Origin of the sequence: Agromyces sp. 3263 (genome assembly GCF_031456545.1) — a bacterium.
Taxonomy (GTDB): domain Bacteria; phylum Actinomycetota; class Actinomycetes; order Actinomycetales; family Microbacteriaceae; genus Agromyces.
The window spans coordinates 2414795-2438792 of the sequence record NZ_JAVDUV010000001.1 but is presented as its reverse complement, the minus strand read 5'-3'; the positions used below and the strand labels follow the sequence as shown (position 1 = coordinate 2438792).

At 72.3% G+C, this 23998-nt stretch carries 21 protein-coding genes; 7 read left to right on the top strand and 14 right to left on the bottom strand.

Annotated elements, in window-relative coordinates:
* Positions 1–22 precede the first annotated feature (22 nt).
* The 3 genes from J2X63_RS11185 to J2X63_RS11175 are packed head-to-tail and all read left to right on the top strand — an operon-like array spanning position 23 to position 2040.
* Positions 23–1033 (top strand): malate dehydrogenase, encoded by a 1011-nt coding sequence (locus tag J2X63_RS11185; protein ID WP_309977053.1) that lies wholly within the window; start codon positions 23–25, stop codon positions 1031–1033.
* A gap of 8 nt (positions 1034–1041) precedes the next feature.
* Positions 1042–1836 carry a glycoside hydrolase family 16 protein gene (locus J2X63_RS11180; RefSeq protein WP_309977051.1) on the top strand — a complete coding sequence of 265 codons (795 nt, stop codon included), beginning with the start codon at positions 1042–1044 and terminating at the stop codon, positions 1834–1836.
* A gap of 30 nt (positions 1837–1866) precedes the next feature.
* The gene (locus J2X63_RS11175; protein ID WP_309977049.1) at positions 1867–2040 is read left to right on the top strand and encodes an HPP family protein; all 174 of its coding nucleotides are present in this window, start codon (positions 1867–1869) and stop codon (positions 2038–2040) included.
* On the opposite strand, the gene J2X63_RS11170 is transcribed toward J2X63_RS11175, so the two are convergent.
* The 10 genes from J2X63_RS11170 to J2X63_RS11125 form a co-directional block, all read right to left on the bottom strand.
* Positions 2018–2812 (bottom strand): TetR/AcrR family transcriptional regulator, encoded by a 795-nt coding sequence (locus tag J2X63_RS11170; protein WP_309977047.1) that lies wholly within the window; start codon positions 2810–2812, stop codon positions 2018–2020. The genes J2X63_RS11175 and J2X63_RS11170 overlap by 23 nt on opposite strands.
* 72 nt (positions 2813–2884) lie before the next feature.
* Entirely contained in the window at positions 2885–5014 is a 2130-nt protein-coding gene (locus J2X63_RS11165; RefSeq protein WP_309977045.1) for an acyl-CoA dehydrogenase, read from the bottom strand.
* 203 nt (positions 5015–5217) lie between these two features.
* Positions 5218–5619, bottom strand: coding sequence for a hypothetical protein (locus J2X63_RS11160; RefSeq protein WP_309977043.1), 402 nt, complete (start codon positions 5617–5619; stop codon positions 5218–5220).
* A 50-nt stretch (positions 5620–5669) separates the two neighbouring features.
* Positions 5670–6101 carry a hypothetical protein gene (locus J2X63_RS11155; RefSeq protein ID WP_309977041.1) on the bottom strand — a complete coding sequence of 144 codons (432 nt, stop codon included), beginning with the start codon at positions 6099–6101 and terminating at the stop codon, positions 5670–5672.
* 153 nt (positions 6102–6254) lie between these two features.
* On the bottom strand, positions 6255–8084 hold the full coding sequence (locus tag J2X63_RS11150) for a glycoside hydrolase family 3 N-terminal domain-containing protein (protein WP_309977039.1): 1830 nt from the start codon (positions 8082–8084) through the stop codon (positions 6255–6257).
* Between the two features lie 99 nt (positions 8085–8183).
* Positions 8184–8615, bottom strand: coding sequence for a hypothetical protein (locus J2X63_RS11145; protein WP_309977037.1), 432 nt, complete (start codon positions 8613–8615; stop codon positions 8184–8186).
* Positions 8616–8720: 105 nt separating this feature from the next.
* Positions 8721–10634, bottom strand: a complete 1914-nt coding sequence (gene recQ / locus J2X63_RS11140; protein WP_309977909.1) for a DNA helicase RecQ — start codon at positions 10632–10634, stop codon at positions 8721–8723.
* A 152-nt stretch (positions 10635–10786) separates the two neighbouring features.
* On the bottom strand, positions 10787–11434 hold the full coding sequence (locus J2X63_RS11135; protein ID WP_309977035.1) for a copper resistance protein CopC: 648 nt from the start codon (positions 11432–11434) through the stop codon (positions 10787–10789).
* Positions 11434–12147: a YcnI family protein gene (locus tag J2X63_RS11130; protein WP_309977033.1), complete on the bottom strand. Its 714-nt coding sequence runs from the start codon at positions 12145–12147 to the stop codon at positions 11434–11436. The genes J2X63_RS11135 and J2X63_RS11130 overlap by 1 nt, the downstream gene beginning before the upstream one ends.
* Positions 12148–12218: 71 nt before the next feature.
* Complete coding sequence (locus J2X63_RS11125; RefSeq protein WP_309977032.1) at positions 12219–12848, bottom strand: hypothetical protein; 630 nt, start codon at positions 12846–12848, stop codon at positions 12219–12221.
* A 104-nt stretch (positions 12849–12952) separates the two neighbouring features.
* On the opposite strand from J2X63_RS11125, the gene J2X63_RS11120 reads away from it, so the two are divergent.
* A complete protein-coding gene (locus J2X63_RS11120; RefSeq protein WP_309977031.1) occupies positions 12953–13903 on the top strand; it encodes an EamA family transporter in 951 nt (316 codons plus the stop codon).
* A 70-nt stretch (positions 13904–13973) separates the two neighbouring features.
* On the opposite strand, the gene J2X63_RS11115 is transcribed toward J2X63_RS11120, so the two are convergent.
* Positions 13974–16511 carry a DEAD/DEAH box helicase gene (locus J2X63_RS11115; protein WP_396133132.1) on the bottom strand — a complete coding sequence of 846 codons (2538 nt, stop codon included), beginning with the start codon at positions 16509–16511 and terminating at the stop codon, positions 13974–13976.
* Between the two features lie 81 nt (positions 16512–16592).
* On the opposite strand from J2X63_RS11115, the gene J2X63_RS11110 reads away from it, so the two are divergent.
* Positions 16593–18980 (top strand): beta-galactosidase, encoded by a 2388-nt coding sequence (locus J2X63_RS11110; protein WP_309977030.1) that lies wholly within the window; start codon positions 16593–16595, stop codon positions 18978–18980.
* Positions 18981–19008: 28 nt separating this feature from the next.
* On the opposite strand, the gene J2X63_RS11105 is transcribed toward J2X63_RS11110, so the two are convergent.
* Together J2X63_RS11105 and J2X63_RS11100 are read right to left on the bottom strand one after the other, a co-directional pair.
* Positions 19009–19767, bottom strand: a complete 759-nt coding sequence (locus J2X63_RS11105; protein ID WP_309977028.1) for a hypothetical protein — start codon at positions 19765–19767, stop codon at positions 19009–19011.
* A 226-nt stretch (positions 19768–19993) separates the two neighbouring features.
* Positions 19994–20656, bottom strand: a complete 663-nt coding sequence (locus J2X63_RS11100; protein WP_309977026.1) for a TetR family transcriptional regulator — start codon at positions 20654–20656, stop codon at positions 19994–19996.
* A 97-nt stretch (positions 20657–20753) separates the two neighbouring features.
* Here J2X63_RS11100 and J2X63_RS11095 point away from each other — a divergent pair, with 97 nt between their 5' ends.
* Together J2X63_RS11095 and J2X63_RS11090 are read left to right on the top strand one after the other, a co-directional pair.
* Positions 20754–21071 (top strand): hypothetical protein, encoded by a 318-nt coding sequence (locus J2X63_RS11095; protein ID WP_309977024.1) that lies wholly within the window; start codon positions 20754–20756, stop codon positions 21069–21071.
* 75 nt (positions 21072–21146) lie between these two features.
* The gene (locus tag J2X63_RS11090) at positions 21147–23207 is read left to right on the top strand and encodes a hypothetical protein (protein WP_309977022.1); all 2061 of its coding nucleotides are present in this window, start codon (positions 21147–21149) and stop codon (positions 23205–23207) included.
* Positions 23208–23216: 9 nt separating this feature from the next.
* On the opposite strand, the gene J2X63_RS11085 is transcribed toward J2X63_RS11090, so the two are convergent.
* Positions 23217–23996, bottom strand: a complete 780-nt coding sequence (locus J2X63_RS11085) for a DUF1353 domain-containing protein (protein ID WP_309977021.1) — start codon at positions 23994–23996, stop codon at positions 23217–23219.
* Positions 23997–23998 lie beyond the last annotated feature (2 nt).

The following is a 23998-nucleotide window of genomic DNA, read 5'->3' as shown; positions in this document are numbered from 1 at the left end:
TGCCCCGGCGTAGGCTCGCACCATGAGCGTCAAGCCGGTCACCATCACCATCACGGGCGCCGGAGGGCAGATCGGCTACGCGCTGCTCTTCCGCATCGCATCGGGCGCCATGCTCGGCCCCGACACCCCCGTGCGGCTGCACCTGCTCGAGATCCCCCAGGGCCTACGCGCGGCCGAGGGTGCCGCGCTCGAGCTGCACGACTCCGCGTTCCCGCTGCTCAGCCACGTCGACGTGTTCGACGACGCGGCGGCGGCGTTCCGGGGCACGAGCGTGGCGCTGCTCGTCGGCGCTCGGCCGCGCGGCCCTGGCATGGAGCGCGGCGACCTGCTCGCCGCGAACGGCGGCATCTTCGGACCCCAGGGCGAGGCGATCAACGCCGGTGCCGCCGACGACGTGCGCGTCGTCGTGGTGGGCAACCCGGCCAACACGAACGCGCTCATCGCGGCGGCGCACGCCCCCGACGTACCGGCCGACCGCTTCACGGCGCTCACGCGGCTCGACCACAACCGCGCGCTCGCGCAGCTCGCCCCCACGGTCGGCACCCCGGTCGGCGAGATCCGCGACGTCACGATCTGGGGCAACCACTCGGCCACCCAGTTCCCCGACATCTCCCATGCCACGGCGGGCGGGCAATCGGTGCCTGCGCTCCTCCAGGCCCGGCTGGGCGGCCCCGAGGGCCTCCGCGAGTGGCTCGTCGACGACTTCATCCCGCGCGTGGCCAAGCGCGGCGCCGAGATCATCGAGGTGCGCGGCTCGTCGTCGGTGGCCTCGGCGGCGAGCGCCACGATCGACCACATGCGCGACTGGGTGCACGGCACCTCCGGCGGGTGGACGAGCGCGGCCGTCGTCTCCGACGGCTCGTACGACGTTCCCGAGGGACTCGTCTCCTCGTTCCCGGTCGAGTCGGTCGACGGCGCCTGGCGCATCGTACCGGGCCTCGAACTCGACGCGTTCGCGCGGCACCGCATCGCGGCATCCGTCGCCGAGCTCCAGGAGGAGCGCGACGCCGTGCGCTCCCTCGGCCTCATCTGACGATCACGATGACGGATGCCGCGCTCGACCTCTCGGGCTACGAGCTCGTCGTCGACGAGCAGTTCGAGGGTGAGGCCCTCGACGAGACCCGCTGGTTGCCGCACTACACGCCGCACTGGAGCTCCCGCGAGGCGACCCGCGCCCGGTACGAGGTCTCCGGTGGCACGTTGAAGCTCCGCATCGACGCCGACACGGCGCCGTGGTCGCCCGAGTACGACGGCGAGGTGCGCGTGTCGCACCTGCAGACTGGTCAGTTCTCCGGCCCCGTCGGCAGCCCGGTGGGCCAGCACCGGTTCCGCGCCGGCCTGGTCGTGCGCGAGGCGCAGGACGAGGAGCGGCTGTGGCTGCCGCACTTCGGCGTCATCGAGGCGCGCGCCCGCGGCATCCGGCACCCGTCGGCGATGGTCGCGCTCTGGCCCGTCGGCTTCGAGGACCAGGGGGCGAACTGCGGCGAGATCTGCATCTTCGAGATCTTCGGCAGCGAGATCGGCGAGCACCACGGCCTCGTCGGCGTGGGCGTGAAGCCGCAGCGCGACCCCCGGCTGGTGCTCGACTTCGAGAAGATGCGCGTCGACGGCGACCTCACGCAGTTCCACGACTACGCGGTCGAGTGGCTGCCGGGCCGGCTCCGCTTCTTCGTCGACGGTCGGCTCGTGAAGACCGTCGAGCAGTCGATCGACTACCCGGCGCAGCTCATGCTCGACGTGTACGAGCTGCCGACGGATGCCCCGCGCGACACGTCGGCTCATCCGTTCGTCTTCGAGGTGGAGTACGTGCGCGAATACCGCCCGCGAGCCGCCTGAGCCGCCTGAGCCGCCGCCTAGGCTTGGACCATGGCCTCCGAATCGAGCAGCTCCGCCCGCCGCACCCAGATCATCGTCGGGCTCGTGGTGGGCGCGATCGTGGGCGTGGGGATCAGCCTCTGGACGGGGTTCTGGCTGTGGCTCGCCGCCGGCATCGTGCTGGGCCTCGCGGCGGGCGCCATCATGAAGCCGCCGGCCCGCTGAGGCCCGGCTTCGCGCGCGCGGCCACGTAGGACTCGATCCCGTCGATCACGCGTGCCAGCCCGAAGGCGAACGCGCGCTCGGGATCGCCCGACGCGTCGTGCGCCTTCACGGCCCGTCCGACCCGTGCCGCGATGGGGTAGCGGCCCGGCTCGGCGACCCGGTCCAGCACGGGCGCGTTGCGCTCCCACCACTCCTCGTCGCTCTCGGTGGAGGCGCGGTGCAGCCGTTCGGCATCGACGTACGCCCGGGCGGGGCCGACCACGAACGCGGTCACGAGCGTGATGACCCGGTCGAGCTCGACATCGGAGAGGCCCAGTCCGTCGATCGCGCGGAGGCTCCACTCCCACCGGTCCGACACGTTGGGACCGAGCGGCGGACGGCTCGTGTCGATCGAGAGCAGCCACGGATGTCGCAGGAACTCGTTCCACGTCAGGCGCGCCACCTGCTCGAGTCGCGTTCGCAGGGAGCCGCCCGGCTCCGGCAGCGGCTGCTCGCCGGCCACCCGGTCGACCATGAGGTCGATGAGCTCCGCCTTGCCGGGCACGTAGGTATAGACGGACATGGGCCTGAGGCCGAGGCGCTCGGCGACCCGGCGCATCGACAGTGCCTCGATGCCCTCGTCGTCGGCGATGGTGATCGCGGCATCGACGACGGCGTCCACGCTCGTGCGCTGCTTCGGGCCCCTCGAGCCGACGGGCTGGCCCAGGCGGTCGCGCCAGAGCAGGCGCAGCGCGCGGTCGGGCTCGCCTGAGGCGAGGGGTTCGGTCGACACGGCGGTCAGCCTACCGCCGCCGTGGGCCGCAGGGGGCATCAACCCCGTACGGCCCACGGCGATTCGCGGAGGCTACCTCTTCGACTTCTCGGGCACGGGCAGGGTGCCCGCCGCCCGCTGCGCGGCGTAGTACGCGCGGGCCTCGTCCTGGCGCTCCTGCTCGGCGCCCGACGCGATCTTCGCGCGCAGGTGCTCGGGCTTGTACCCGAACGCGTCGACGAGGTCCTGCGCGTGCGGCCGGAGCCGCTCGATGAGGCGGTCGATGTAGGCGGTGACGGCCTGCGCACGCTGCGGTGACAGGCGCCCGTGGATGAGGTACCACGAGAGGTGCTTCTCGAGGAGGCCCAGGCCGAAGAGGTCGCGCACCCACGTGAGCACCTGCTTCGTGCCCGGGTCGGTGGTCTGCGCGAGGCCGCGCGAGAACGCCTCCCACTGGAGCAGCTCCGCGTGCGCGCGAGCCGCCTCGATGAGCTCGTTCTGGTTGCGGTTGAACGCCGCGGCGGCGTCGACCTTCGGCAGCTTGCGCGCGTCACGGAGGCGCCCGGCGATCTCGGCGATCATCGTCTCGACGCGGTCGGTGAGCAGCTCGCGCTGCGTCTCCTCGTCACGCAGCTCGGAGACCGACCGGCGGGTCGACCCGAAGTCGGCGATGGTCTGCGCCAGGCGGCGGAGGCCGGTGCCGTGGTAGGCGCGCTCGGCCGTCTGCGACACGACGTACCGCGCCATCACGCCGGCATCGGCCTTCGCGAACTGCTTCGAGAAGTCGGTGAGCAGGCGCTTGGCGACGAGCTGCAGCAGCACGTTGTTGTCGCCCTCGAAGGTGACGTAGACGTCGAGGTCCTGGCGGAGGCCGACGAGGCGGTTCTCGGCGAGGAAGCCCGATCCCCCGCACGCCTCACGCGCCTCCTGGAGGGTCTCGAGCGCGTGCCAGGTGGAGAGCGGCTTCAACGCGGCGGCGATCGTCTCGAGGTCCTGGCGGTCGTCGTCGGTGTCGGCCTTGCCCGAGAACACCGCGTCGAACTTCACGAGGAACTCGTCGTGGGCGAAGATCTGCGCGTACGTGGTGGCCAGCTTCGGCAGCAGGCGGCGCTGGTGGCGCTGGTAGTCGAGCAGCACCTCCTCGTCGGTCTCGCTCGCGGCGTTGAACTGGCGGCGCTGGTTGCCGTACGTGATCGCGATGGTGAGGGCCATCGCGGCGGCCGACGTGGCGGCGCCATCGAGGGAGACCCGGCCCTGTACGAGGGTCCCGAGCATGGTGAAGAACCGGCGGCCGGGGCTCGAGATCGGGCTGGAGTACGTGCCGTCTTCGGCGACCGAGCCGTAGCGGTTCAGCAGGTTGGCGCGGGGAACCCGCACGTTCGTGAAGTGCAGGCGTCCGTTGTCGATGCCGTTGAGGCCGCCCTTGAGGCCGTCGTCCTCGCCGCCGATGCCCTTGAGGAATCCGCCCCTGGCGGTGCGGATCGGCACGTAGAACGCGTGCACGCCGTGGTTCACGCCCTTGGTGATGAGCTGGGCGAAGACGACCGCGGCGGTGCCGTGCACGGCCGCGTTGCCGAGGTAGTCCTTCCACGCGCCGCGGAACGGCGTGTTGATGACGAACTGCTGCTTCGCCTCGTCGTAGGTGGCGGTGGTGCCGATCGCCGCGACATCCGACCCGTGGCCCGTCTCGGTCATGGCGAATGCGCCGGGCACCTTGAGCGACATGATGTCGGGCAGGAAGGTGCGGTGGTGGTACTCGGTGCCGAGGTGCAGCACGGCGGCGCCGAAGAGGCCCCACTGCACGCCCGACTTGATCTGCAGGCTCGGGTCGGCGAGGACGAGCTCCTCGAAGCCGGCGATGTTGCCGCCGTGGTCATCGTGACCGCCGAGCTCGGTCGGGAAGGCGCGGTGCACGGCACCCTGCTCGACCAGGATCTTCAGCTGCTGGAGTACGCGCTCGCGGTGCTCGGCCATCGTCTGGCCCTCGATGCGCTGCAGGTCGGGATGCGCGGCCCGCTCGCGGGCGATCACGCGCAGGTCGGCCCAGGTGCCGAGCAGCTGGCGGCCGAGGAGCTCCGTGTCGACACGCGGCGACGCGGGCTGCGCGTCGGCCCGGGGCGCCGGGATCGGCGCGGACACCGCGTCCCGGGCCGGCTTGGGCGGCACGGTCGCGGCGCGCTCGGGCGACTGCTTCGAACTGGTACGGGATGCCGTGTCAACCATCGTCGGATCGTCCTTCGTCTGCGCGGTCACGTGTCGTTCCACGCTAGGACGGCGCCGTCGGGACCGGAAACGAGGCGTCCGGCGCCTACAAAGGGCGCGCTGGACGGTTCGCCAAGGCCTGTCGGCTCCCTACAAACGGGCGCACGAAGCGGGTGTCCGTGTCCACAAGCGTCGGACGCGGCATCCGCTCGCCGACCGGCGGGTCAGTCGCGGAAGAACGCGGTCGCGCTGCGCGTCCACAGCAGGAGCAGCACGATCGCCGCGACCGCGATGCTGAAGTACTCGCCGATGGCGCCGGCCGGGTACGCGATGGCCAGGAACACGGAGCCGACGATCGAGAGGATCTCGAAGATGGTGATCACGATGCGCGACGCGTTGTTGCCGCGCAGCAGTCCGATCGCGACCACGATCACGACCACGCCGATCAGGATCTCGAGCAGCGCCGAGGCGATGAGCTGGCTGGCCCCGCCGAACTGCTCCACCGTCGCGGTCACGCTCGTCTGGAACAGCAGCAGCGTGCCCCCGATGACGTCGAGCAGGCCCGAGATCCACGCGATCACCGCGACCAGGGTGACGCCGCCGGGCCGGCGCATCGAATCCGACATGACCACTCCTCACGTCGGCGCCGCCAGGACGCGGCGCACTTGGGGCGATGCTAGCGCGCGGCGACCTCGCTGCCGCGGAAGTACGCGCTCGACGGGCGCGTCCAGAGCAGGATCATGACCAGCGCCGAGAAGAAGACGCTCGCCCACTCGCCGACCGGGTTGCCGAGGTTGGCCACGGCGAGGAACAAGGACTGGATGAGCGACAGCGCCTCGAGGACCGTGACGATCATGCGCGCCACCCAGCGGCCGAGCCAGATGCCGAACGACAGGGACAACACGATGACGCCGAGCAGGATCGAGCCGATCGACGCGGCCAGTACGCCGTTCGGTCCGCCGAACGCGTCGGCGATCTCGGGATTGCCGCCCTGGAACATCAGCAGGATGCCGGTGATCACATCGACGATGCCCGAGAGGCCTGCCAGCACGGCCACGATCGCGACGCCGATCGGCCGGTGGACTGCTGGTGCTGCTGCTTCCGACATGATGCGCTCCCCACTCGTGCGCGTCGTCCCAGGCGACGACCCTGGCCCGATGCTAGCGCGGCGACGGATGCCGCGGCGAGAGGCCGGGGCATCCGTCGACGCGTGGCGCGCCCGGGTCGTCGGGGGCCTGGTGGCGGTGCGGTGCGGTTCGGGTCAGCCGGCGTAGCGCAGGCCGTGCCCGAACCGGAACAGGGGCTCCGCCGTGTCGAAGGGCACGTCGGGCCGGCTCGCCTCGACGGCGGCCATGCTCGACGGCAGGTCGAACGGCAATGCGCCCTGGGGGGCGGCGTCGCCGACGAGCACATCGAACAGGGCCCGCGGGTTCGCACCCCAGTTCGCGGTGAGGGCGGCGAGGTCGTCGACGAACGGCGAGAGGATCGCCGGGCGGTCGAGGAACACGTCGACGACGGTCGGCACCGCCGCGGCGACCTCGCGCACGTGCGCGACCTGCTCGGCCGGGAAGTCGAGCGAGCCCGAGTGGAAGAAGTTCTCGAAGAACGTCGGACGCTGCTCGAACGGCGCCTGCAGGCGAAGGATCGCGACGTCCGCGTCGGCCGGCGAGGCGACGACCTCGCCGTACTCGGCGGCGACCTCGGCCGGGACGCCCTCGACGTAGAGGCGCAGCCCGCGAGCGAGCGGGAGCACGGGACGCGGCGCGCCCGAGGCATCCGGCCGCTCGCGATTGACGAGCAGGGTGATCGCCGCACGCTGTGCGGCCTCCCCCGCCGCGAGGAACTCGGGCGAGCCGACGACGCGCTTCGCACGCTCGACGTCGACGAAGGGCTGGTCGAACAGGCCGAGCACGAACTTCTCACGCAGCAGGCGACGGGCCGAGACGTCCAGCCGCTCCTCGGTGATCTCGCCCGAACGCACCAGGTCGACGAGCATGGCGGGGTCGGCCTCACCGCCGAACTGGTCGACGCCCGCGTCGATGACCTTCCTCATGCGCTCGCGCGGAGTGAGGTGCTCGACGCCCCACGCGCGCGCCGGGAAGGGCTCGCCCATGATCTCCGAGTCGTTGATGAGGCCCCAGTCGGTGCAGACGATGCCGTCGAAGCCGTACCGCTCGCGGAGCAACCCCGTGATGACCGACCTGTTGAAGCCGAAGCCGACCTCCTCGTACTCGGTGCCCACCGGCATGCCGTAGTACGGCATGATCTGGCTCGTGCCGGCCTCGAACGCCGCCTCGAACGGCTTCAGGTGGGTCTCGAACTCGTCGCCGGGATAGACCTGCTCTCGGCCGTGCGCGAAGTGCGGGTCCTCGCCGTCCTTCTGGGGGCCGCCGCCCGGGAAGTGCTTCGTCATGGTGGCGACCGACTCGGGGCCGAGCTCGGCACCCTGGAAGCCGCGGATGTAGGCGGCCCCGAGCCGGCCGGCCAGGTCGGGGTCCTCACCGAACGTCTGCAGGGCGCGCGACCAGCGTGGCTCGGTGGCGAGGTCGATCTGGGGATGCAGGGCGACGCGGATGCCGACGGCGGTGTACTCGCGCCGGGCGATGTCGCCGAACCGCTCGACGAGCTCCTCGTCGCGGGTGGCGGCGAGCCCCAGCGTCTCGGGCCAGACCGAGAACGACCCGGCGAGCATGCCCGCGAGCGGATTGTCGGTGTAGGAGTGGCGCGGGTCGGTCGACACGGTCACGGGGATGCCGAGGCGGGTCGCGGCCGCGGCCTCCTGCAGGCGGTTGTGCCACTCGGCGATCAGCTCGGGCGTCGGAGGGAGGGCGAGCACGTTGAAGTGGTTCATGAGCCTGCCCGAGACGACCTCGTCGGTGGACGGGAGGCCGAAGGCGTCGCCGCCCTGGGAGAGGGAGCCGTCGTCGCCCGCGGCGATCATGGTCTGGAAGAAGAGCCCGGCCTTCTCCTCGAGCGTCATCTGCGCGAGCAGGATCTCGACGCGCTCGGCGGTCGGCAGGCTCGCGTCGCGATAGCGGGCGTCCAGTTCGCGGGCCGCGGACGTTCCGGTCGTGGTCGTGGTGTCGGTCATCCGCAGCACTCCTTCATGCTCGGGCCGGCAGCGAGCGTCCGGCATCCGGTCCATCATAAACCGAATGTCGCTAGGTTTTGGTCTGACGTTCGTGCGCGATCAGCTGGTGGGCTGATCGGGCGAGAGTCCCTTGAAGTAGCGCGTGGCGTCGGCCGACCAGAGCAGCATCAGGATGGCGAGGGCGACCAACGCGCTCACGATCTCGGTCGACAGTGTGGCGGGCTGCGCGATCCCGATCCAGATCGAGCCGGCGAGCGAGAACGCCTGCACGATCGTCGCCGCGATGCGCGAGACCGTGTTGCCGCGGAGGAGCCCCACCGCGATGAGGATCATCACGATGCCGAACGCGATCTCCATGACGGCGAGCGACGTGGCGACGCTCGCGCCGCCGAACGCGTCGGCCGTCGTCGGGTCGGACTGCATGGAGAGCAGCACGATGCCGCCGATGAGGTCGAAGACCCCCGAGACGACCGCCAGGGCGGCGACGATGGTGACTCCGAGCGGACGCTTGGGGCCGAGCTGGTCGGACATGGCGCACTCCTTGGTCGAAGGCACGGATGCCGCGGCCACGGCCCGCTTGCCGCGATCCTAGCCTCGGGGCGAGCGCCCGGGAGGGCCCCACGCGGCATCCGCTGGTTACGCGGCCGCGACCACCGCGAGCAGCGCCTCGCCATAGGCCTCGAGCTTCTTCGCGCCGATGCCGGTGATGCCGTCGAGGTCGCCGAGCCGCGCAGGCCTGGCCACCGCGACCGCTCGGAGGGTGGCATCGCCGAAGACGATGTAGGCGGGCACGCCCTGCTCGCGCGCCTCGCCCGCCCGCCACGTGCGCAGCGCCTCGAACAGCTCGGCCTGGGCCGGTTCGAGGTCGGCCGCCGCGGCCACGGCCTTGGGACCGCGCGACCGCGACGACGGCCGGTCGGCCTCGGTGCGGAGCATCACGCTGCGGGCGCCCGACAGCACCTCGGCCGCGGCATCCGTGATCGTCAGGGTGCCGTACTCGCCGTGCGTCGCCAGGAGACCCTGGGCGAGGAGCTGACGGACGACGCCGCGCCACTGCTGCTCGGAGAGGTCGGCGCCGATCGACCACGTCGCGAGGGCGTCATGGCCGTACTGGCGCACGCGCGGCGTCTCCTTTCCGCGGAGGATGTCGATGAGGTGGCCCGCGCCGAACTTCTGGCGGCGCTCGCGCTGGAGGCGCACGATGGTCGACATCAGCTTCTGCGCGGGCACCGTGCCGTCCCACGCCTCGGGCGGCTCGAGGCAGGTGTCGCAGTTGCCGCACGGCCGGCTCGGCTCGCCGAAGTAGCCGAGCAGGTTCTGCCTTCGGCACTGCACCGTCTCGCAGAGGGCGAGCATCGCGTCGAGGTGCTCGGACAGGCGGCGGCGATGCGCGAGGTCGCCGGGGCTTTCGTCGATCATGCGGCGCTGCTGCACGACGTCCTGCAGGCCGTAGGCCAGCCACGCGGTCGCGGGCATGCCGTCGCGGCCCGCACGCCCCGTCTCCTGGTAGTAGCCCTCGACGGACTTCGGCAGGTCGACGTGGGCGACGAATCGCACGTCGGGCTTGTCGATGCCCATGCCGAACGCGATGGTGGCGACGATGACCACGCCGTCTTCGCGCAGGAATCGCTCCTGCGTGCTCCGGCGCAGCCCCGCGTCGAGGCCGGCGTGGTAGGGCAGCGCGTTGACGCCGTTGGCGGCGAGGAACGCCGCGAGCTTCTCGGTGCTCGCCCGGGAGAGGGCGTAGACGATGCCCGAGACGGGCGCGCCCGAGGCGTCCCGGCCCTCGGTGCGGACGAAGTCGAGGAGCTGCTTGCGGACCTCGATCTTGGGCGCGATGCGGTACTGGATGTTGGGCCGGTCGAAGCTCGACACGAAATGCCGGGCGCCCTCGAGCGAGAGGCGCGTGGTGATCTCTCGGTGCGTCGCCTCGGTGGCCGTGGCCGTGAGCGCGACGCGCGGCACCGCGGGCCAGCGCTCGGCGAGGTCGGAGAGAGCGAGGTAGTCGGGCCGGAAGTCGTGACCCCACTGGGCGACGCAGTGCGCCTCGTCGATGGCGAAGAGGGCGACCCGACCCCCCTCGAGGAACCGCTTGGACGCCTCGGAGTTCAGCCGCTCGGGCGCGATGTAGAGCAGGTCGAGCTCGCCCGCGAGGTAGGCGCGCTCGACCGCCGCACGTTCGGCCGGCTGCTGGCTCGAGTTGAGGTAGGCGGCGCGCACGCCGTTGCGCACGAGCGCGTCGACCTGGTCATGCATGAGGGCGATCAGGGGCGACACGACGACGCCGGTGCCCTCGCGGAGGAGCGCGGGGATCTGGTAGCAGAGGCTCTTGCCGCCGCCGGTGGGCATGAGCACGACGGCGTCGCCGCCACCCGCGACCTGCGCGATGATCTCGGCCTGCTCGCCGCGGAACGACTCGTAGCCGAACACCGTGTGCAGCGCCTCGGCGGCCGACGCGAACCTGGCGGGGGCGGCGCGGATGCCTCGTGGCGGGACGGCCACGGAGGTCGGAGATGCGGCGACGGGGCCGGATCGAGCCGGCTGCGGCATCCACGCGTCATCGGGCGGCGGCGGGGCCCACTCGTCGTCGGGCGGCGGCAGCTCATCGGGATCCCAGGGGACCTCCTCGGCGCCGTGGGGTTCCGGGTTCCAGCTCACCCGTCGAGTGTAACGACGGCCCCCGACGGGTGAGCCGGTTCTCCTCAGGTTCGGCGGCGCACCGCGAACCAGGTGACGAGGGCGGCGACCGCCGCGGCGAGGACGCCGCCGACGATCCAGAGCGCGTCCGTCGGGAAGCCGGCCGGCGCGTCGTCTCGGGATCGCGTCGAGTCGGTCGCGTCGCCGGTGTCGCCGGTCTGATCGGCTCCGGGCGTGCTGACGACGGCCGTGCCCCCGCAGTCGCCGGGCGCGTCGGATCCCTCGGCGAGCGCCACCCCATCGGCGGGCTGCCAGGTGAACGCCCACGTGCCCGAGATCGGGTGGCCGTCGGTCGAGACGACCCGCCAGGTGACGGTGTAGTCGCCCGGAGCGCCGAGCTCGGCCTCCATCGCCGCGGTGGCTCCGTCGACGATCGTGCAGCCGTCGCCGTAATAGCGCCCGTCGGGCCCCTGCACCTCGATGACGGAGCCGCCGTCGAGCTCGAGCAGCTCGTCGTTCGTCTCGAGCGAGATCGCGCCCGGCTGCTCGGTCACCGTCGCGCCCTCGGCAGGCGTCGTGGCGACCACGTAGTTGTGCGCCGACGCGGGCAGCGCCGGCAGCACGACGAGCACTGCGGATGCCGCGACGAGCGCCGCACCCGCTGCCGCGGCCCGGCCCACGTGCCGGCGCCCGGCGTCCCGCTGCACGCGCATCACGCGTCCGACCGGGGACGGCGGCGTGCGGTGACGGCCAGCACGATGCCGACCACGCCGACGATGAGCCCGCCGATGCCGAGCACCCGTGCCACGCCGTCGGAGGCACCCGTGCCGGCGGCCGTCGTCTCGGCGGTCGCCGAGTCGTCGTGACCGGTGTGCTCGTCGCCCTCGGTTCCGGCATCACCGGCGACGGCCGCGCCGTGGCTGTGCTCGTCGCCCGTGGCCTCTGTCACGACGATCGAGGGAGCGGGGCTCTCGGGCTCCGCCTCGCCCTCTTCGGCGACCTGGTTCCAGTTCGTCTCGCCGACCTCGCACGACTGCAGCACCGGGAAGGAGAGCGTCTCGCCCGCGGCGTCCTCGGGCAGCTTCACCGACAGCTCGACCGTGTCGCGGTAGCCGCTCTCGAGCGGCGTGATCGCCGTGTAGACGACCTGCGCGGTGCGGTCGCCGTCGGCCACCTTCTCGATGGTCCAGTTCGGGTTGACCGTCGGCGCGACGCTGTCGATGCCGTCGGGGAGGTCGAAGGTGAGGCTGGTGGTCGGGGATTCCTCGCAGCCGTGGCTGAGCGAGAACGTGAGCACCGAGTAGCTGCCGGCGGCGGTGCTGCTCGGCGTGACGCTGACGTGGGCGCTCGCGGCGAGGGGCGCGGCGGCGAGGGTGATGGCGACGCCGGCGGTGAGGCCGACGGCGGAGAGGCGTGCGATACGCATGTCGAAGTCTTTCGTGGTCGTGTCCGGGCGCGGTTGCGGCATCCGGGAAGTGATTCGGAGTCGTCGGCGGTTCAGGCCGCCAGCGCGGCGACCGGGGGACCACGGGACCCGATCGAGGCGAGGAGGGGCAGGCTGAGCAGGCGGCGCACGGCGGCATCGGCGGGTTGCCGGCGCGGCCGCGCGTCGACGGGCACGGGCACGCTCGTGAGGCGGCGCACCAGCGCGAGCACGGCGCTCACGACGGCCGCGACGGCGCGGTTCGCGCTCACCAGTGCGAGCACCGTGATCGCCGCTGCGACGAGGTGGGCCAGCGGCATCCAGGCGTGGCCGTGGTCGAGTGCGACTCCCGGCGGCATGGTGAGGGTGTGGGTCACGGTGGCACGCCCGGCGTGGCCGGCATGCCCGGCCGAGCCCACGCCGCCCGCGTGCCCGCCTGACGGGGCGATGGGCCCGGCCGAGCCCAGCGCGTAGCAGAGGTGCAGCGACGCCTGCGCGACGAGCGCAGCCACGATCGTGCGGGCGAGGCGCGCCCGCGCCCCCGTGACGAGCATCGCGAGCGGCACCGAGAAGGCGAGCGCGATCAGGAGCGCCACCGGCCCGGGCGGGGTGCCGCCGCCGAGCGTGTGCGCGAGGGACGCCACGAAGGTCGCGAACACGGCGACCGCCGTTCCGCGGATCGCGCGCGCACCCCGGGACATCACCCGTCCAGCCTAAACGTCGCGCGGCAGCCCGCCCTGGGGGCTGGCCCCCGAACGCGAGTGGGGCCGGCACCACCACCGGGCGGCGCGGATACGCTGGGACGACCATGGTCACCGCCGTCTTCTCGCTCCTCGGGGCCTTCGTCTTCGGCGCGGCCGACTTCCTGGGTGGGCTGGCCGCCAAGCGCGTGAGTTCCGTGCTCGCCACGGCGGTCGCCGCGCTCACCGGGTTCGTGCTCCTCGCCGCCGCCGCGCCGTTCCTCGGCGGCGACTGGACCGGCCACGACGTGTTCTGGGGCGTGGTGTCCGGCGTCACCGGCGCGGTGGCCATCTCGCTGCTGTACGCCAGCCTCGCGATCGGGCCGATGAGCATCCTGTCCCCGCTCACCGCCGTGGTGTCCGCCGTAGTCCCGATGGTGTGGGGCCTCGTCATCGGTGGGGAGCGGTTCGCGGCGCTCGGCTATTGGGCGCTCGGGCTGGCCCTCGTCGCGGTCGTGCTCGTGGGATTCGTTCCCGAACGCGGCGCCGTGCGTCCGAGCCTCCGCGGCATCCTCATGGCGATCGGCTCGGGCATCGCGATCGGCGCATTCTTCGTGACGATCGACCAGACCTCCGAGCAGAGCGGCGTCGTGCCGCTGCTCCTCAACCGTGCCGTGACGGCGACCATCATGTTCGCCGCGTTCGGCGTGCTGGCCGTCGTGACCGCGCGCCGCCGACGGGGCGGGACCGCAGGGCCGGCGGCATCCCCCGACGATGTGGTGGACCAGCGGATGCCGCGGCCCGCCGCCGTGGGCACGGTCGTCGCCCCGACCCGTTCCGCCACCGCGGCGGGCGTGCGCCTCGCGGTCCTCTGCGGCGCCGTCGACGTGACGGCGAACGGCCTGCTGCTCATCGGCATCCGTGCCGGAGACCTCTCGGTCGCGGCCGTGCTCGGCGCCATGTATCCGGCGGGCACCATCCTGCTGGCCGCGATCGTGTTGAAGGAGCGCATCGCCCCGGTGCAGTGGATCGGGCTGGTGCTCGCGCTCGTGGCCGCCGGGATGCTCGCGCTGGCGTGATACCGGGGCGTCCGGGGCGGGGCATGCCGGCGCGCCCACGCCGGGCGCGCGCAGGCTCGCAGCGAGCGGGCTAGAGCCGCACGACCTCGGTGACGTGCACCACCGCGGCTCCCGCCTCGGCCGACGCCTCGAGGTCGACCTCGCCGCGGATGCGCCAGTCGTGGTCGCCGGCCGGGTCGTCGATCGTCTGCTCGACCCGCCAGATGCCGCTCGCGGCATCCGTCTCGTCGATGGCGACCAGTCGGGGCGACCGGGCCGGCGCGCCCGTCAGGATCTCGTCGTGCTCGGCGTAGTAGCGGTTCAGCGCGTCGGGCCAGAGCTCACCGGGGTCGAGCAGCTGCAGCTCGTCGTCGTGGTCGAGCGCCGCGAGCTGCACACGGCGGAACAGCTCGTTGCGCACGAGCACCGTGAACGCGCGGCGGTTCGTCACCACCGAGGGCGGTGCGGGCGGCACGACCGGCACGTCGTCCTCGGGCAGGTGCGAGGTGGGATCGACGAGCTCGTTCCACTCGTCGACGAGGCTCGAATCGACCTGGCGCACGAGCTCGCCCAGCCACTCGATGATGTCGAGGAGCTCCTCGTCCTTCGCCTCGGTGGGCACCGTCTGGCGGATCGCCCGGAACGCGTCGGAGAGGTAGCGCAGCACGAGCCCCTCGCTGCGCGCGAGCTGGTAGAACGACACGTACTCGCCGAACGACATGCTGCGTTCGAACATGTCGCGCACGACCGCCTTCGGGCTGAGCTCGAAGTCGCGCACCCAGGGCTGGCTCGATGCGAACGTCTCGAACGCCTGGGCGAGCAGCTCGTCGAGCGGTTTCGGCCAGGTGACCTCCTCGAGCAGCTCCATGCGCTGCTCGTACTCGATGCCCTCCTGCTTCATCGCGCCGACCGCTTCGCCGCGGGCCTTGTACTGCTGCTGGGCGAGGATCGGTCGCGGGTCGTCGAGCGTCGACTCGATGACGCTCACGACGTCGAGCGCGTAGTGACCGGTGCCGACGCCCGTGCCCGGCGCGCCGTCGGGATCGAGCAGCTCGATGGCGGCGAGTGCGAACGGCGAGAGCGGCTGGTTGAGCGCGAAGTTCGGCTGCAGGTCGACGGTGAGGCGCAGGTCGGCGAGCCGCCCCGGCGCCGACGCCCGGAGGAGGTCGACCACGCCCGCATCGCGCAGCGTGCGGAGGATGTCGAGAGCGCGGCGGGCGAGCTCGAATCGCCGCGCCCGCGGCTCGTGGTTGTCGAAGCAGAGCGAGCGGATGCCGCGAGCCACGTCGCCGCCGCGGCCGATCACGTTGATCAGCATCGCCGCCGTGAGCTTCAGCTGCGGCGTGAGCGGCTCCGGCTCCGCCGCGACGAGGCGCTCGAACGACCCCTCACCCCACGTGATCTGCCCGGCCGGGGCCTTCTTGCGCACGATCTTCTTGATCTTCTTCGGGTCGTCGCCGGCCTTGCGCACGGCGGCCTCGTTCTCGATCTCGTGCTCGGGAGCGAGCACCACGACGGTGCCCGCCGTGTCGTAGCCCGCGCGGCCGGCGCGGCCGGCGATCTGGTGGAACTCGCGGGCCGAGAGCTGTCGCATCTTCTGGCCGTCGAACTTCGACAGCGCGGTGATGAGCACCGTGCGGATGGGCACGTTGATGCCGACACCGAGTGTGTCGGTGCCGCAGATGACGCGGAGCAGCCCGCGCTGTGCGAGCGTCTCGACGAGCCGCCGGTAGCGCGGCAGCATGCCGGCGTGGTGCACGCCGATGCCCGCCCGCACGAGCCGGGACAGGATCTTGCCGAATCCGGTGTTGAACCGGAACCCGCCGATCGCGTCGGCGATCTCGTCGCGCTGCTCGCGCGACACCACCCTGATCGACGAGAGCGCCTGCGCCCGCTCCATCGCGGCGGCCTGGGAGAAGTGCACGATGTAGACGGGCGCCTGTCGGGTCTCGAGCAGCTCCTCCACGGTCTCCTGCACCGGCGTCTTCGCGTAGGAGAAGTGCAACGGCACGGGCCGGTCGACGCCGGTGACCCGCGCGGTCTCGCGCCCGGTGCGGCGGGTGAGGTCGTCGGCGATCGCCGTCACGTCGCCGAGCGTCGCCGACATGAGGATGAACTGCGCGCGGGCGAGCGTGATGAGCGGCACCTGCCACGCCCAGCCGCGGTCGGGATCGCCGTAGTAGTGGAACTCGTCCATCACGACCTGGTCGACCGCGGCATCCGCCCCATGCCTGAGGGCGAGGTTGGCGAGGATCTCGGCCGTGCAGCAGATGATGGGCGCGTCGGGGTTCACCGAGCTGTCGCCGGTGACCATGCCGACGTTCGCGGCCCCGAAGATCTCGGCGAGCTGGAAGAACTTCTCGCTCACGAGCGCCTTGATCGGCGCCGTGTAGTAGCTGCGACCGCCACGGGCGACGGATGCCGCGTGCGCGGCCACGGCGACGAGCGACTTGCCGGTGCCCGTCGGGGTGGAGAGCACGACGTTCGCGCCCGAGACGATCTCGATGATCGCCTCGTCCTGCGCGGGGTAGAGCGCGAAGCCCCGGTCGTCGGCCCACTCGACGAAGGCGTCGTACATGGCGTCGGCGTCGTAGGGGCGCGGAACGCGGTCGAGCAGGGGCTGGGTCACCCGTCCGAGTCTGTCACGCGCGGCGTCACGACCGGGCCGTGATACAACTGGGAGCGCACACAGTCGAAGGAGCAGCCCGTCGTGACCACCGCCCCGCCGCCCGCCGCCGCGACGACGACGCCGCTCACGGTGACCCACCGGCCCCACGACCGCCCGCTCCGGCGGCCGGCGATGAGCAACACCGTCGACCACCACGACCGCATCGCCCTCACGAACCGGTACGTCGAGATCGGCGGCCGTCCGGCGATCCCCGTGTCGGGCGAACTGCACTACAGCCGCGTGCCCCGCGACGAGTGGGAGGAACGGCTGCGGCTCATGCGCTCGGGGGGCATCACGGTCGTCGCCACCTACGTGTTCTGGAACCACCACGAACCCGAGCGCGGGCTGCGTGACTTCTCGGGCGCGCTCGACGTGGGCGCCTTCGTCGACGCCTGCGCTCACGTCGGGCTCGACGTGGTGCTGAGGCTCGGCCCGTGGGCGCACGGCGAGGCGCGCAACGGCGGCTTCCCCGATTGGGTGCAGGGCGCGCCGGTGCGCCACCGCACCGACGACCCCGCCTACCTCGCCCTTGTCGACGAGTGGTTCTCCGCGCTCGGCGCCGAGCTCGCATCGCGCTGCGGACCGGACGGCAACGTCGTGGGCATCCAGCTCGAGAACGAGCTCTACGACCAGCCCGGCCACCTCGTGACCCTCAAGGCGATCGCGCGTCGCCACGGTCTCGTGGCGCCGATCTGGACGGCCACCGCCTGGGGCGGCGCAGAGCTCCCCGCCGGCGAGGTGCTCCCGCTCTACGGCGGCTACGGCGACGGCTTCTGGGTCGATGCCGACCAGCCGTGGGACACGACCTTCCGCGAGCACTTCTTCTTCTCGCACACCTGGGACGACCCGGGGATCGGCGCCGACCTGCGTGAGCACCCCGGCATCGGCGGCCGCGGCGACGGGCCGACGACACGCCTGCCCTCCCCCGACTTCCCCGCCGCGACGTGCGAGCTCGGCGGGGGCATGGCGACCGCCTACCACCGCCGCCCGCTGCTCGGCGCGCTCGATATCGCCGCGGTCGCGCACGACAAGATCGGCAACGGCTCGGGCTGGCAGGGCTATTACATGTACGGCGGGGGCGTGAACCCGCGCCCCGCGCTGCAGGAGTCGCAGGCCACCGGCTACCCCAACGACCTGCCCGAGTTCGACTACGACTTCCACGCGCCGATCGGCGCCGCGGGCGTGCTGGCGCCGAGCCATGCGGAGCTGCGGCGCCAGCACGCGTTCCTCGCCGCCTTCGGCGAGCGGCTGGCAGACCTGCCGTCCACCCTGCCCGACATGCTGCCGACCGGCGTCGACGACGGCGAGACCCTGCGCTGGGCGATCCGGTCCGACGGCACGAGCGCCTGGGTGTTCCTCACCTGGCAGCAGCCGCACGTGCCGCTCGAGCCCTACCGCGGGGCGCGGTTCTCGGTCGGCCTCGACCACGAGCGCGTCGAATTCCCCCACCTGCCGGTCGACGTGCCGCCGGGCACGATCGCGCACTGGCCCGTGAACCTCGAAGTGGGCGGCGTGCGGCTGCGCTGGCTCACGGCGTCGCCACTCACGGTGCTCGAGGCCGACGGCGACGGCGACCATGGTGCAATGCTCGTCGCGGTGGCCGAGGCCGGCATCCCCGTGGAGCTCGCGGTCGACGAGGCGACCACGACGGTGACGGATGCCGCGGGCGCGACAAGGGAGGCGGCGGCCGGGGTCTTCGTGGTCGACGCCGCCGAGCCGCGGATCGTCACGGTCTCGCGGGGCGAAGCGCGGCTCCGCGTGCTCGTGCTGCCCGCGGCATCCGCGTCGGAGCTCTGGGTGCTCGACACCACACGGGGTCGTCGCCTGCTGCGGTCGGCCGCACCCGTGCACGTCGACGCCGCCGGCAGGCTGGTCGCGCGCTCGCCCGAGCGGCCGACCGTGCTCGAGTTCGACGCGGAGACGGCCGGGTTCGTGCCGGTCGACTTCGACGCCGACGAGGCGGGGGCGGCGCCTGGCGTCGACGTCGCCCTCTCGACGGAGCCCCTGGCCACGGGAACGACACCGCCGGCGAGCTACGGGAAGCGCGAGCACCGCGCCGCCGCACCAGATGCCGCGGCCATCGCGCGCCACGCGTCGACCTGGACGATCACCCTCCCCGAGGGCGCACCCGGCCGGCGCGTGCTCGTGGTGGACTGGGCCGGCGACGTGGCGGTGCTCGAGGTGGACGGGCGCGTGGCGCTCGACCGGTTCTGGGACGGCACGCCCTGGCTCATCGGCCTCGACGCCCTCGGCCCGAAGGCCGCCGGCGGCTCGCGCATCACGCTGCGCATCCTGCCGCTGCATCCCGAGGCGGCCGTGCGCCTCCCCGCCGATGCCGAGGTCCGCCGCCGTTCCGTCGACGGCCCGCTCCTCGCCCTCGACGGCGTGCGGCTCACGAGTTCGCCGGCCTGGCGCGAGACGGAGGGCTGAGCCGGCGATCGCCGCGGCTCGGGCGCGATCAGGCTCGAGGGGCGAAGCCCGAATGCAGCCGGTCGAGCGACTCGTGGTCGACGCCGGGCTCGCCGGTCGCGCAGCCGGCATCGAGCGCGACCTCGGGCCCGCGCGCCGCCGACCAGGTGATCGAGCCGTGCTCGAAGCATCCGCTCATCGCACCCGTGGCCCGGTCGTCGACGACGTCGGCCACCGGCACGCCGAGCGGCGAACGCTCCCAGCCGAGCAGCGCCCAGATGTCGCGGACCATGCCGTGCACGATGGCCGCGCCGTGGCGGGGGGTCCAGTACACCGAACCGCCCCGGAAGTGCGCGAACCCGCCCGATCCGCCGGCGTGGGGTGCGTCGTCGGCTGCGGCATCCGTGTCGATCAGCAGCCGCTGCACGTCGGTCGTGGGCAGTCCGAGGAAGGACCGCTCGGCACCCACCGCGCGCCAGCGCGCCGCGATCTCGCCGTGCACCTCGTGCGCTCCCGTGCGCTCCGACCAGTAGACGGCACCGTGCTCGTACTCCCGGCGATACACCTCGGCGTCGCCCATGCGCGTGTGCACCGTCACCGCCTCACCCAGCCAGGGGTGCTCGGCGCGCTTGGCACTGATCGCGGGAACGGCGAGCAGCATCCGATTCGCCGGGTCGTAGCGCACGGCGGTGCGGAAGTCCGACCAGCTCACCGCGCGATCGAGCCGCTTCGGCAGGAGGCCGGCCTGCGCCTGGCGCGCCTGCCCGATGTCCCGGTGCGGTGTCATCCGGTCATTGGGCTCGTGCATGGGTGCTCCGCTCGTCGTCGCCGGACCGTGCCGGGCTTCGTCCCGGCCGAACCGGGAGACAGGGGAAGCCGGCCGGCACCCGTACGCGACGAGGTGCAGGCCGGCTGTCCGATCGACCGGCCGCGATTGACAGTTCCCCCTGCGGTTCGCGGCCCGGCGATCGGGTTCCACGTTACGAGCGGCGAACGCGCAGAGGATCAGGGGTATCCCTGATGTTCTGCCCGGGTCAGGAGCGGGCGGTGTCGGATGCCGCGTCGAGCGCCCGGTCGGATGCCGCGTCGACCGTCGTGTCCCCGGTCGCTCCGGCACGTGCGAGCGCGTCGCGAGCGAGCACCGTGGCGGTCGCGACGACGACGGCGCGGCGCCGGTCGGCGGCGTCGGGCCCGTCGCCCACGAGGAAGGTGTCGAGGTGGCCGAGCACGGGCCACGCGTTCACGAGGGAGACGATCGTCAGGAGGAGCTGGCCCGCGGCCTCGGCGCCGACGCCCGGGAGGAGCCGCCGGAACAGCTCGACCTTCTCGGCGTGATAGGCCGCGCGGTCGAGGTCGGCGGCGGTGGCAGCACCCCGTTCGAGTCCCTCCCAGAACACGAGGCGCGGGATGACGCCGTCGGCGAGGTGGTGATCGAAGAGTCGGCCCGCATACTCGCCGACGGCCTCGGGGCCGGTTCCCGTCATCTGCACCTCGTCCATGGAGGCCCGGAGGCGGCCGGCGAGCACTCGGGCGAACAGCTCGTCCTTCTTGCCGAAGTACTGGTAGATGCGCTCCTTGTTGACCCCGGCGGTCGCGGCGATGCGATCGATGCGGGCGCCGGCGAGGCCGTAGGCACTGAACTCGGCGGTCGCGGCGTCGAGGAGCAGTCGCTTCGTGCGTTCCGTGTCCCAGGCCATGGCGACAGTCTAGCAATTTCCAACCGGGTAGTTGTGGATAGCCTTCCGATGTGCTTCAATTACAACTGTTCAGTTGGAATTGACCAGAGGAGCTCCCATGGAGACCAGCACAGGAACCGTCGCCGCCATTCCCGCGACGCCCTCGACCACGGCCGCAGCCCCGGCCGCATCGGCCCCCGCCGGTCCACCCTCGGTGCACGTCCGAGCGGTCATCACGTGGCTCGCGATCTTCCCCCTCGTCGCCCTCGGCATGACGGTCATCGGCCCGATCTCCGACGGGTGGCCGCCCGTGCTGCGTGCCTTCGCGCTCACGGTCGTCGTGGTGCCGCTCGCGGTCTACCTGGTGGTGCCGCAGCTCCTCCGCGGGTACGGCGCCCTCCGCCGGCGCAGCACCCGTTCGCGGGGGAACGCTTGATCCAGCCGATCGCGGCGCACTAGCGTTCGCTCAAGCCGTCAACGCATCGGCGCGCCGTCGACGCAGGAGGACCTCATGCTCATCGCCCCCGCAGCGGGCTCGGAATCGGCCAAGGCGCCCGACGATGGCGCGTTCGACGTCGCCCTGGTCGTGGTCCACGGCATGGGCAATGCGTTCAAGAGCCAGATCCTGCTCGAGTGGGCGGAGCCGCTCCTGGAGCGTATGGACTGGGTCGCACGGGACCGGATCATCGGCGCCGACGAGAGTCATGGGGTGACGATCCACGACTCGGACCTCTCGGGCGACACGCCCGTGGTCACCGCCACCGTCCGGTTCCCGAAGCGCCGTGATCCCGCTGCCCCGGATGCCCCACCCGAGACCGTCGAGCGCAGGATCGCGATCCTCGAGGCCCGCTGGTCGGAATCATTCGTGCCGATGACCCGCGCACAGGTGTTCCGCTGGGCGGTGCCGTTCATGTGGCGGGTGATCACGCGCACGCTCGACCTCTTCTGGAACACCATGGTGGTGCTCTCGGCGCTCACGCTGGGGCACCACCTCCGTGCACCCCGCCAGGCGCTGCTGCTCCCCCGCACGATGAACTTCCTCGTCGACGGCATCCGCCTGCTCGTCAACACGATCGCGTTCGCCGTGGTCTGGCTGTTCCTCGTGCTCCTCGGCGTCGTGCTCACGCCGATCCTCCCGTTGTTGAGCCCATTGCTGCTCATCCCGTGGTTCAAGAACATCGCCCAGGGCGTGCTCGACGGCCTCGTCGAGTCGATCGGCGACGTCGCCTCCTGGAAGGAGCGGCCCGTGCGCGCCTCCGCGATGCGGCTCGTCGTGCGCGACGCTCTCGCCCACGCGAAGCAGCTCGTCGGCGACGACGGCGAGGTGCACCTGTTCGCTCATTCTCAGGGCGCCGCCGTCGCGACGTTCGCCCTGTTCGAGGAGCTCGAGCCGAAGTCGTTCAACGTGCGGCGACTCACGACGGTCGGAGCCGCGGTCGTGCTGCTCGGACGGGAGAAGTGGCAGGGCCGCAAGGACGAGTACACGCCCGTCAAGACCTGGATCGAGCGGAACCGCGACGCCGCGCCCGAGGACCGGGTCGCCTGGGCGAACCATTGGGCGATCTGGGACCCGTTCTCCGCGGGCCCCATCGCCGACACCCCGGCTGACGCTCGCAAGCGCTGGCAGGCCGCGTACTTCCCCTCGGATGAGACGCTCGCCCTCGGACCCGAGGAGCATGCCGTGCACAACACGAGCCAGCCCTGGCTCGACCACGGCGTCTACTACGCGAACACCGTGCAGGTGGTCGAGCCCACCGTCCGACACCTGCTCGGTCCCGACTTCCCGACCGTCGCGGCCCCCGTCGACTACATCCGCAACCGCCTCGTCGTGATCGACAAGAAGTCCCTCGGGCTGAGCACCATCGCCGCCCTGTTCATCGCCGCGATGCTGCCCGGGCTGTCCGGCATGTCCGCGGTCTTCGCCTGGCTCATCACGACCATCGCCGGCGCGATCGGATCGGCCATCGCACTCGTCCCGGGGCTCGACGGCTCCGCCGCTTCCGCCTCGGTCGCGTTCCTCATCGACGACGATGCCGACCCGCCCCGCCTCACGGTGATCGGCTGGGTGATCGCCTCCGCGCTGCTCGCAGCGCTGCTCATCTGGCTGAACCAGCTGATGCAGAAGCAGACCGAGCGGTCGATCGTCTGGGACCGTTGCCCGCTCGACGTTCGGACGTGGCTCGTGCTCACCGCGGTCCCACGCGCGCTGTACGTGATCGGTGCGGCCGTGGTGGTGTGGTTCGCCATCCTCGACTGGTGGGAACCGCAGCCCGATGCCGCGTCGCTCGCGATCGACGCGGCGCTCCTCGCGATCGTCGCAGCGTTCGTCATCGTCGAGCCGCGGTTCTCGCCCGCGCCGCGGGTCGTTCCCGAGCAGCGGACGCTCGACGACCGTGCGACCGTGCTGCCCCCGACGGAGCGGATGCGGCTCGGCGTCGCGATCGCGAGCCAGGAGTACCAGGCGGAGCTCGCCGCTCGCCGGGCCCGCCTCCAGCCCGACGGGCCCTGGGCGACGTGGTGGGCGAAGCACTTCCACGGGTGGACCCCCGGTCAGCAGCCGCCCGGGGCCTGACCGGGCCGGTCAGTCGGCGTCGCTCGGCGACGCCGGCAGCACCGTGGGGCGCACGACTTCGCGCGGGTCGCCTCCGCCGAGCACCTCGACGATGGCCTCCACCAGCCGGAACAGGGCGAGCGCGACGAGGTGCACCGCCAGCAGCGGGCCGAGCACCACGAGCGAGCCGGTGAGCACGAGCACGAGCGGCGCCAGCGACCGCCACGGCAGGGCGGCCAGTACCACGATGGGCAGTGCGACCAGCCACCACGGCTGCCAGAACGCGGCGACGGACGCCCCGAGCCCCACGATCGTGCCCACGATCACCTGCACGAGCAGCAGCACGCCGGCCACCCCGCCGAACTCGCGCTCACGGTCGGCGGCCACCCATGCCCACATCAGCCACGACCGGAGCAGCGGCACGCGCTGCTCGCGGAGCCCCGTGCGGAACACCCGGTCGTCCTCCCGGCGCTGGGCGAGCGCCGCCCGCCGATCGCCGAGTTCCGCGGCGTCCACCGAGCGCTCGTCGTGCAAGATCGCCGGCGCCGACTGCCGGCCGTAGCTCGCGATGAAGCTCCAGAGCCACATCGGCACCGAGGCGAGGTCGGTGATGCCGTGCACGCGCGGCTCGCGCTCGTCGGGTCGCGGGTCGGGTGCACCCGGCGGACGGGCCGGCACGCGGTAGCTCCGCCCCGACACGGGGTCCTCGTACACGAACGGGGCGCGTACGTGGAAGCGGTAGCCGTCGGCGGGCCGCTGCGCGAGCACGAGCTCGTCGAGCGGGCGTCCGTCGTCGGTGAGGAACGGCATGC

What these genes read in the sequence shown, in the direction of transcription:
- J2X63_RS11185 (WP_309977053.1), top strand. Translation starts at nt 23, where the DNA reads ATGAGCGTCAAGCCGGTCACCATCACCATCACGGGCGCCGGAGGGCAG.
- J2X63_RS11180 (WP_309977051.1), top strand. Translation starts at nt 1,042, where the DNA reads ATGACGGATGCCGCGCTCGACCTCTCGGGCTACGAGCTCGTCGTCGAC.
- J2X63_RS11175 (WP_309977049.1), top strand. Translation starts at nt 1,867, where the DNA reads ATGGCCTCCGAATCGAGCAGCTCCGCCCGCCGCACCCAGATCATCGTC.
- J2X63_RS11165 (WP_309977045.1), bottom strand. Translation starts at nt 5,014, where the DNA reads ATGGTTGACACGGCATCCCGTACCAGTTCGAAGCAGTCGCCCGAGCGC.
- J2X63_RS11160 (WP_309977043.1), bottom strand. Translation starts at nt 5,619, where the DNA reads ATGTCGGATTCGATGCGCCGGCCCGGCGGCGTCACCCTGGTCGCGGTG.
- J2X63_RS11155 (WP_309977041.1), bottom strand. Translation starts at nt 6,101, where the DNA reads ATGTCGGAAGCAGCAGCACCAGCAGTCCACCGGCCGATCGGCGTCGCG.
- J2X63_RS11150 (WP_309977039.1), bottom strand. Translation starts at nt 8,084, where the DNA reads ATGACCGACACCACGACCACGACCGGAACGTCCGCGGCCCGCGAACTG.
- J2X63_RS11145 (WP_309977037.1), bottom strand. Translation starts at nt 8,615, where the DNA reads ATGTCCGACCAGCTCGGCCCCAAGCGTCCGCTCGGAGTCACCATCGTC.
- recQ (WP_309977909.1), bottom strand. Translation starts at nt 10,634, where the DNA reads ATGCCGCAGCCGGCTCGATCCGGCCCCGTCGCCGCATCTCCGACCTCC.
- J2X63_RS11135 (WP_309977035.1), bottom strand. Translation starts at nt 11,434, where the DNA reads ATGCGCGTGCAGCGGGACGCCGGGCGCCGGCACGTGGGCCGGGCCGCG.
- J2X63_RS11130 (WP_309977033.1), bottom strand. Translation starts at nt 12,147, where the DNA reads ATGCGTATCGCACGCCTCTCCGCCGTCGGCCTCACCGCCGGCGTCGCC.
- J2X63_RS11120 (WP_309977031.1), top strand. Translation starts at nt 12,953, where the DNA reads ATGGTCACCGCCGTCTTCTCGCTCCTCGGGGCCTTCGTCTTCGGCGCG.
- J2X63_RS11105 (WP_309977028.1), bottom strand. Translation starts at nt 19,767, where the DNA reads ATGCACGAGCCCAATGACCGGATGACACCGCACCGGGACATCGGGCAG.
- J2X63_RS11100 (WP_309977026.1), bottom strand. Translation starts at nt 20,656, where the DNA reads ATGGCCTGGGACACGGAACGCACGAAGCGACTGCTCCTCGACGCCGCG.
- J2X63_RS11095 (WP_309977024.1), top strand. Translation starts at nt 20,754, where the DNA reads ATGGAGACCAGCACAGGAACCGTCGCCGCCATTCCCGCGACGCCCTCG.
- J2X63_RS11090 (WP_309977022.1), top strand. Translation starts at nt 21,147, where the DNA reads ATGCTCATCGCCCCCGCAGCGGGCTCGGAATCGGCCAAGGCGCCCGAC.
- J2X63_RS11085 (WP_309977021.1), bottom strand. Translation starts at nt 23,996, where the DNA reads ATGCCGTTCCTCACCGACGACGGACGCCCGCTCGACGAGCTCGTGCTC.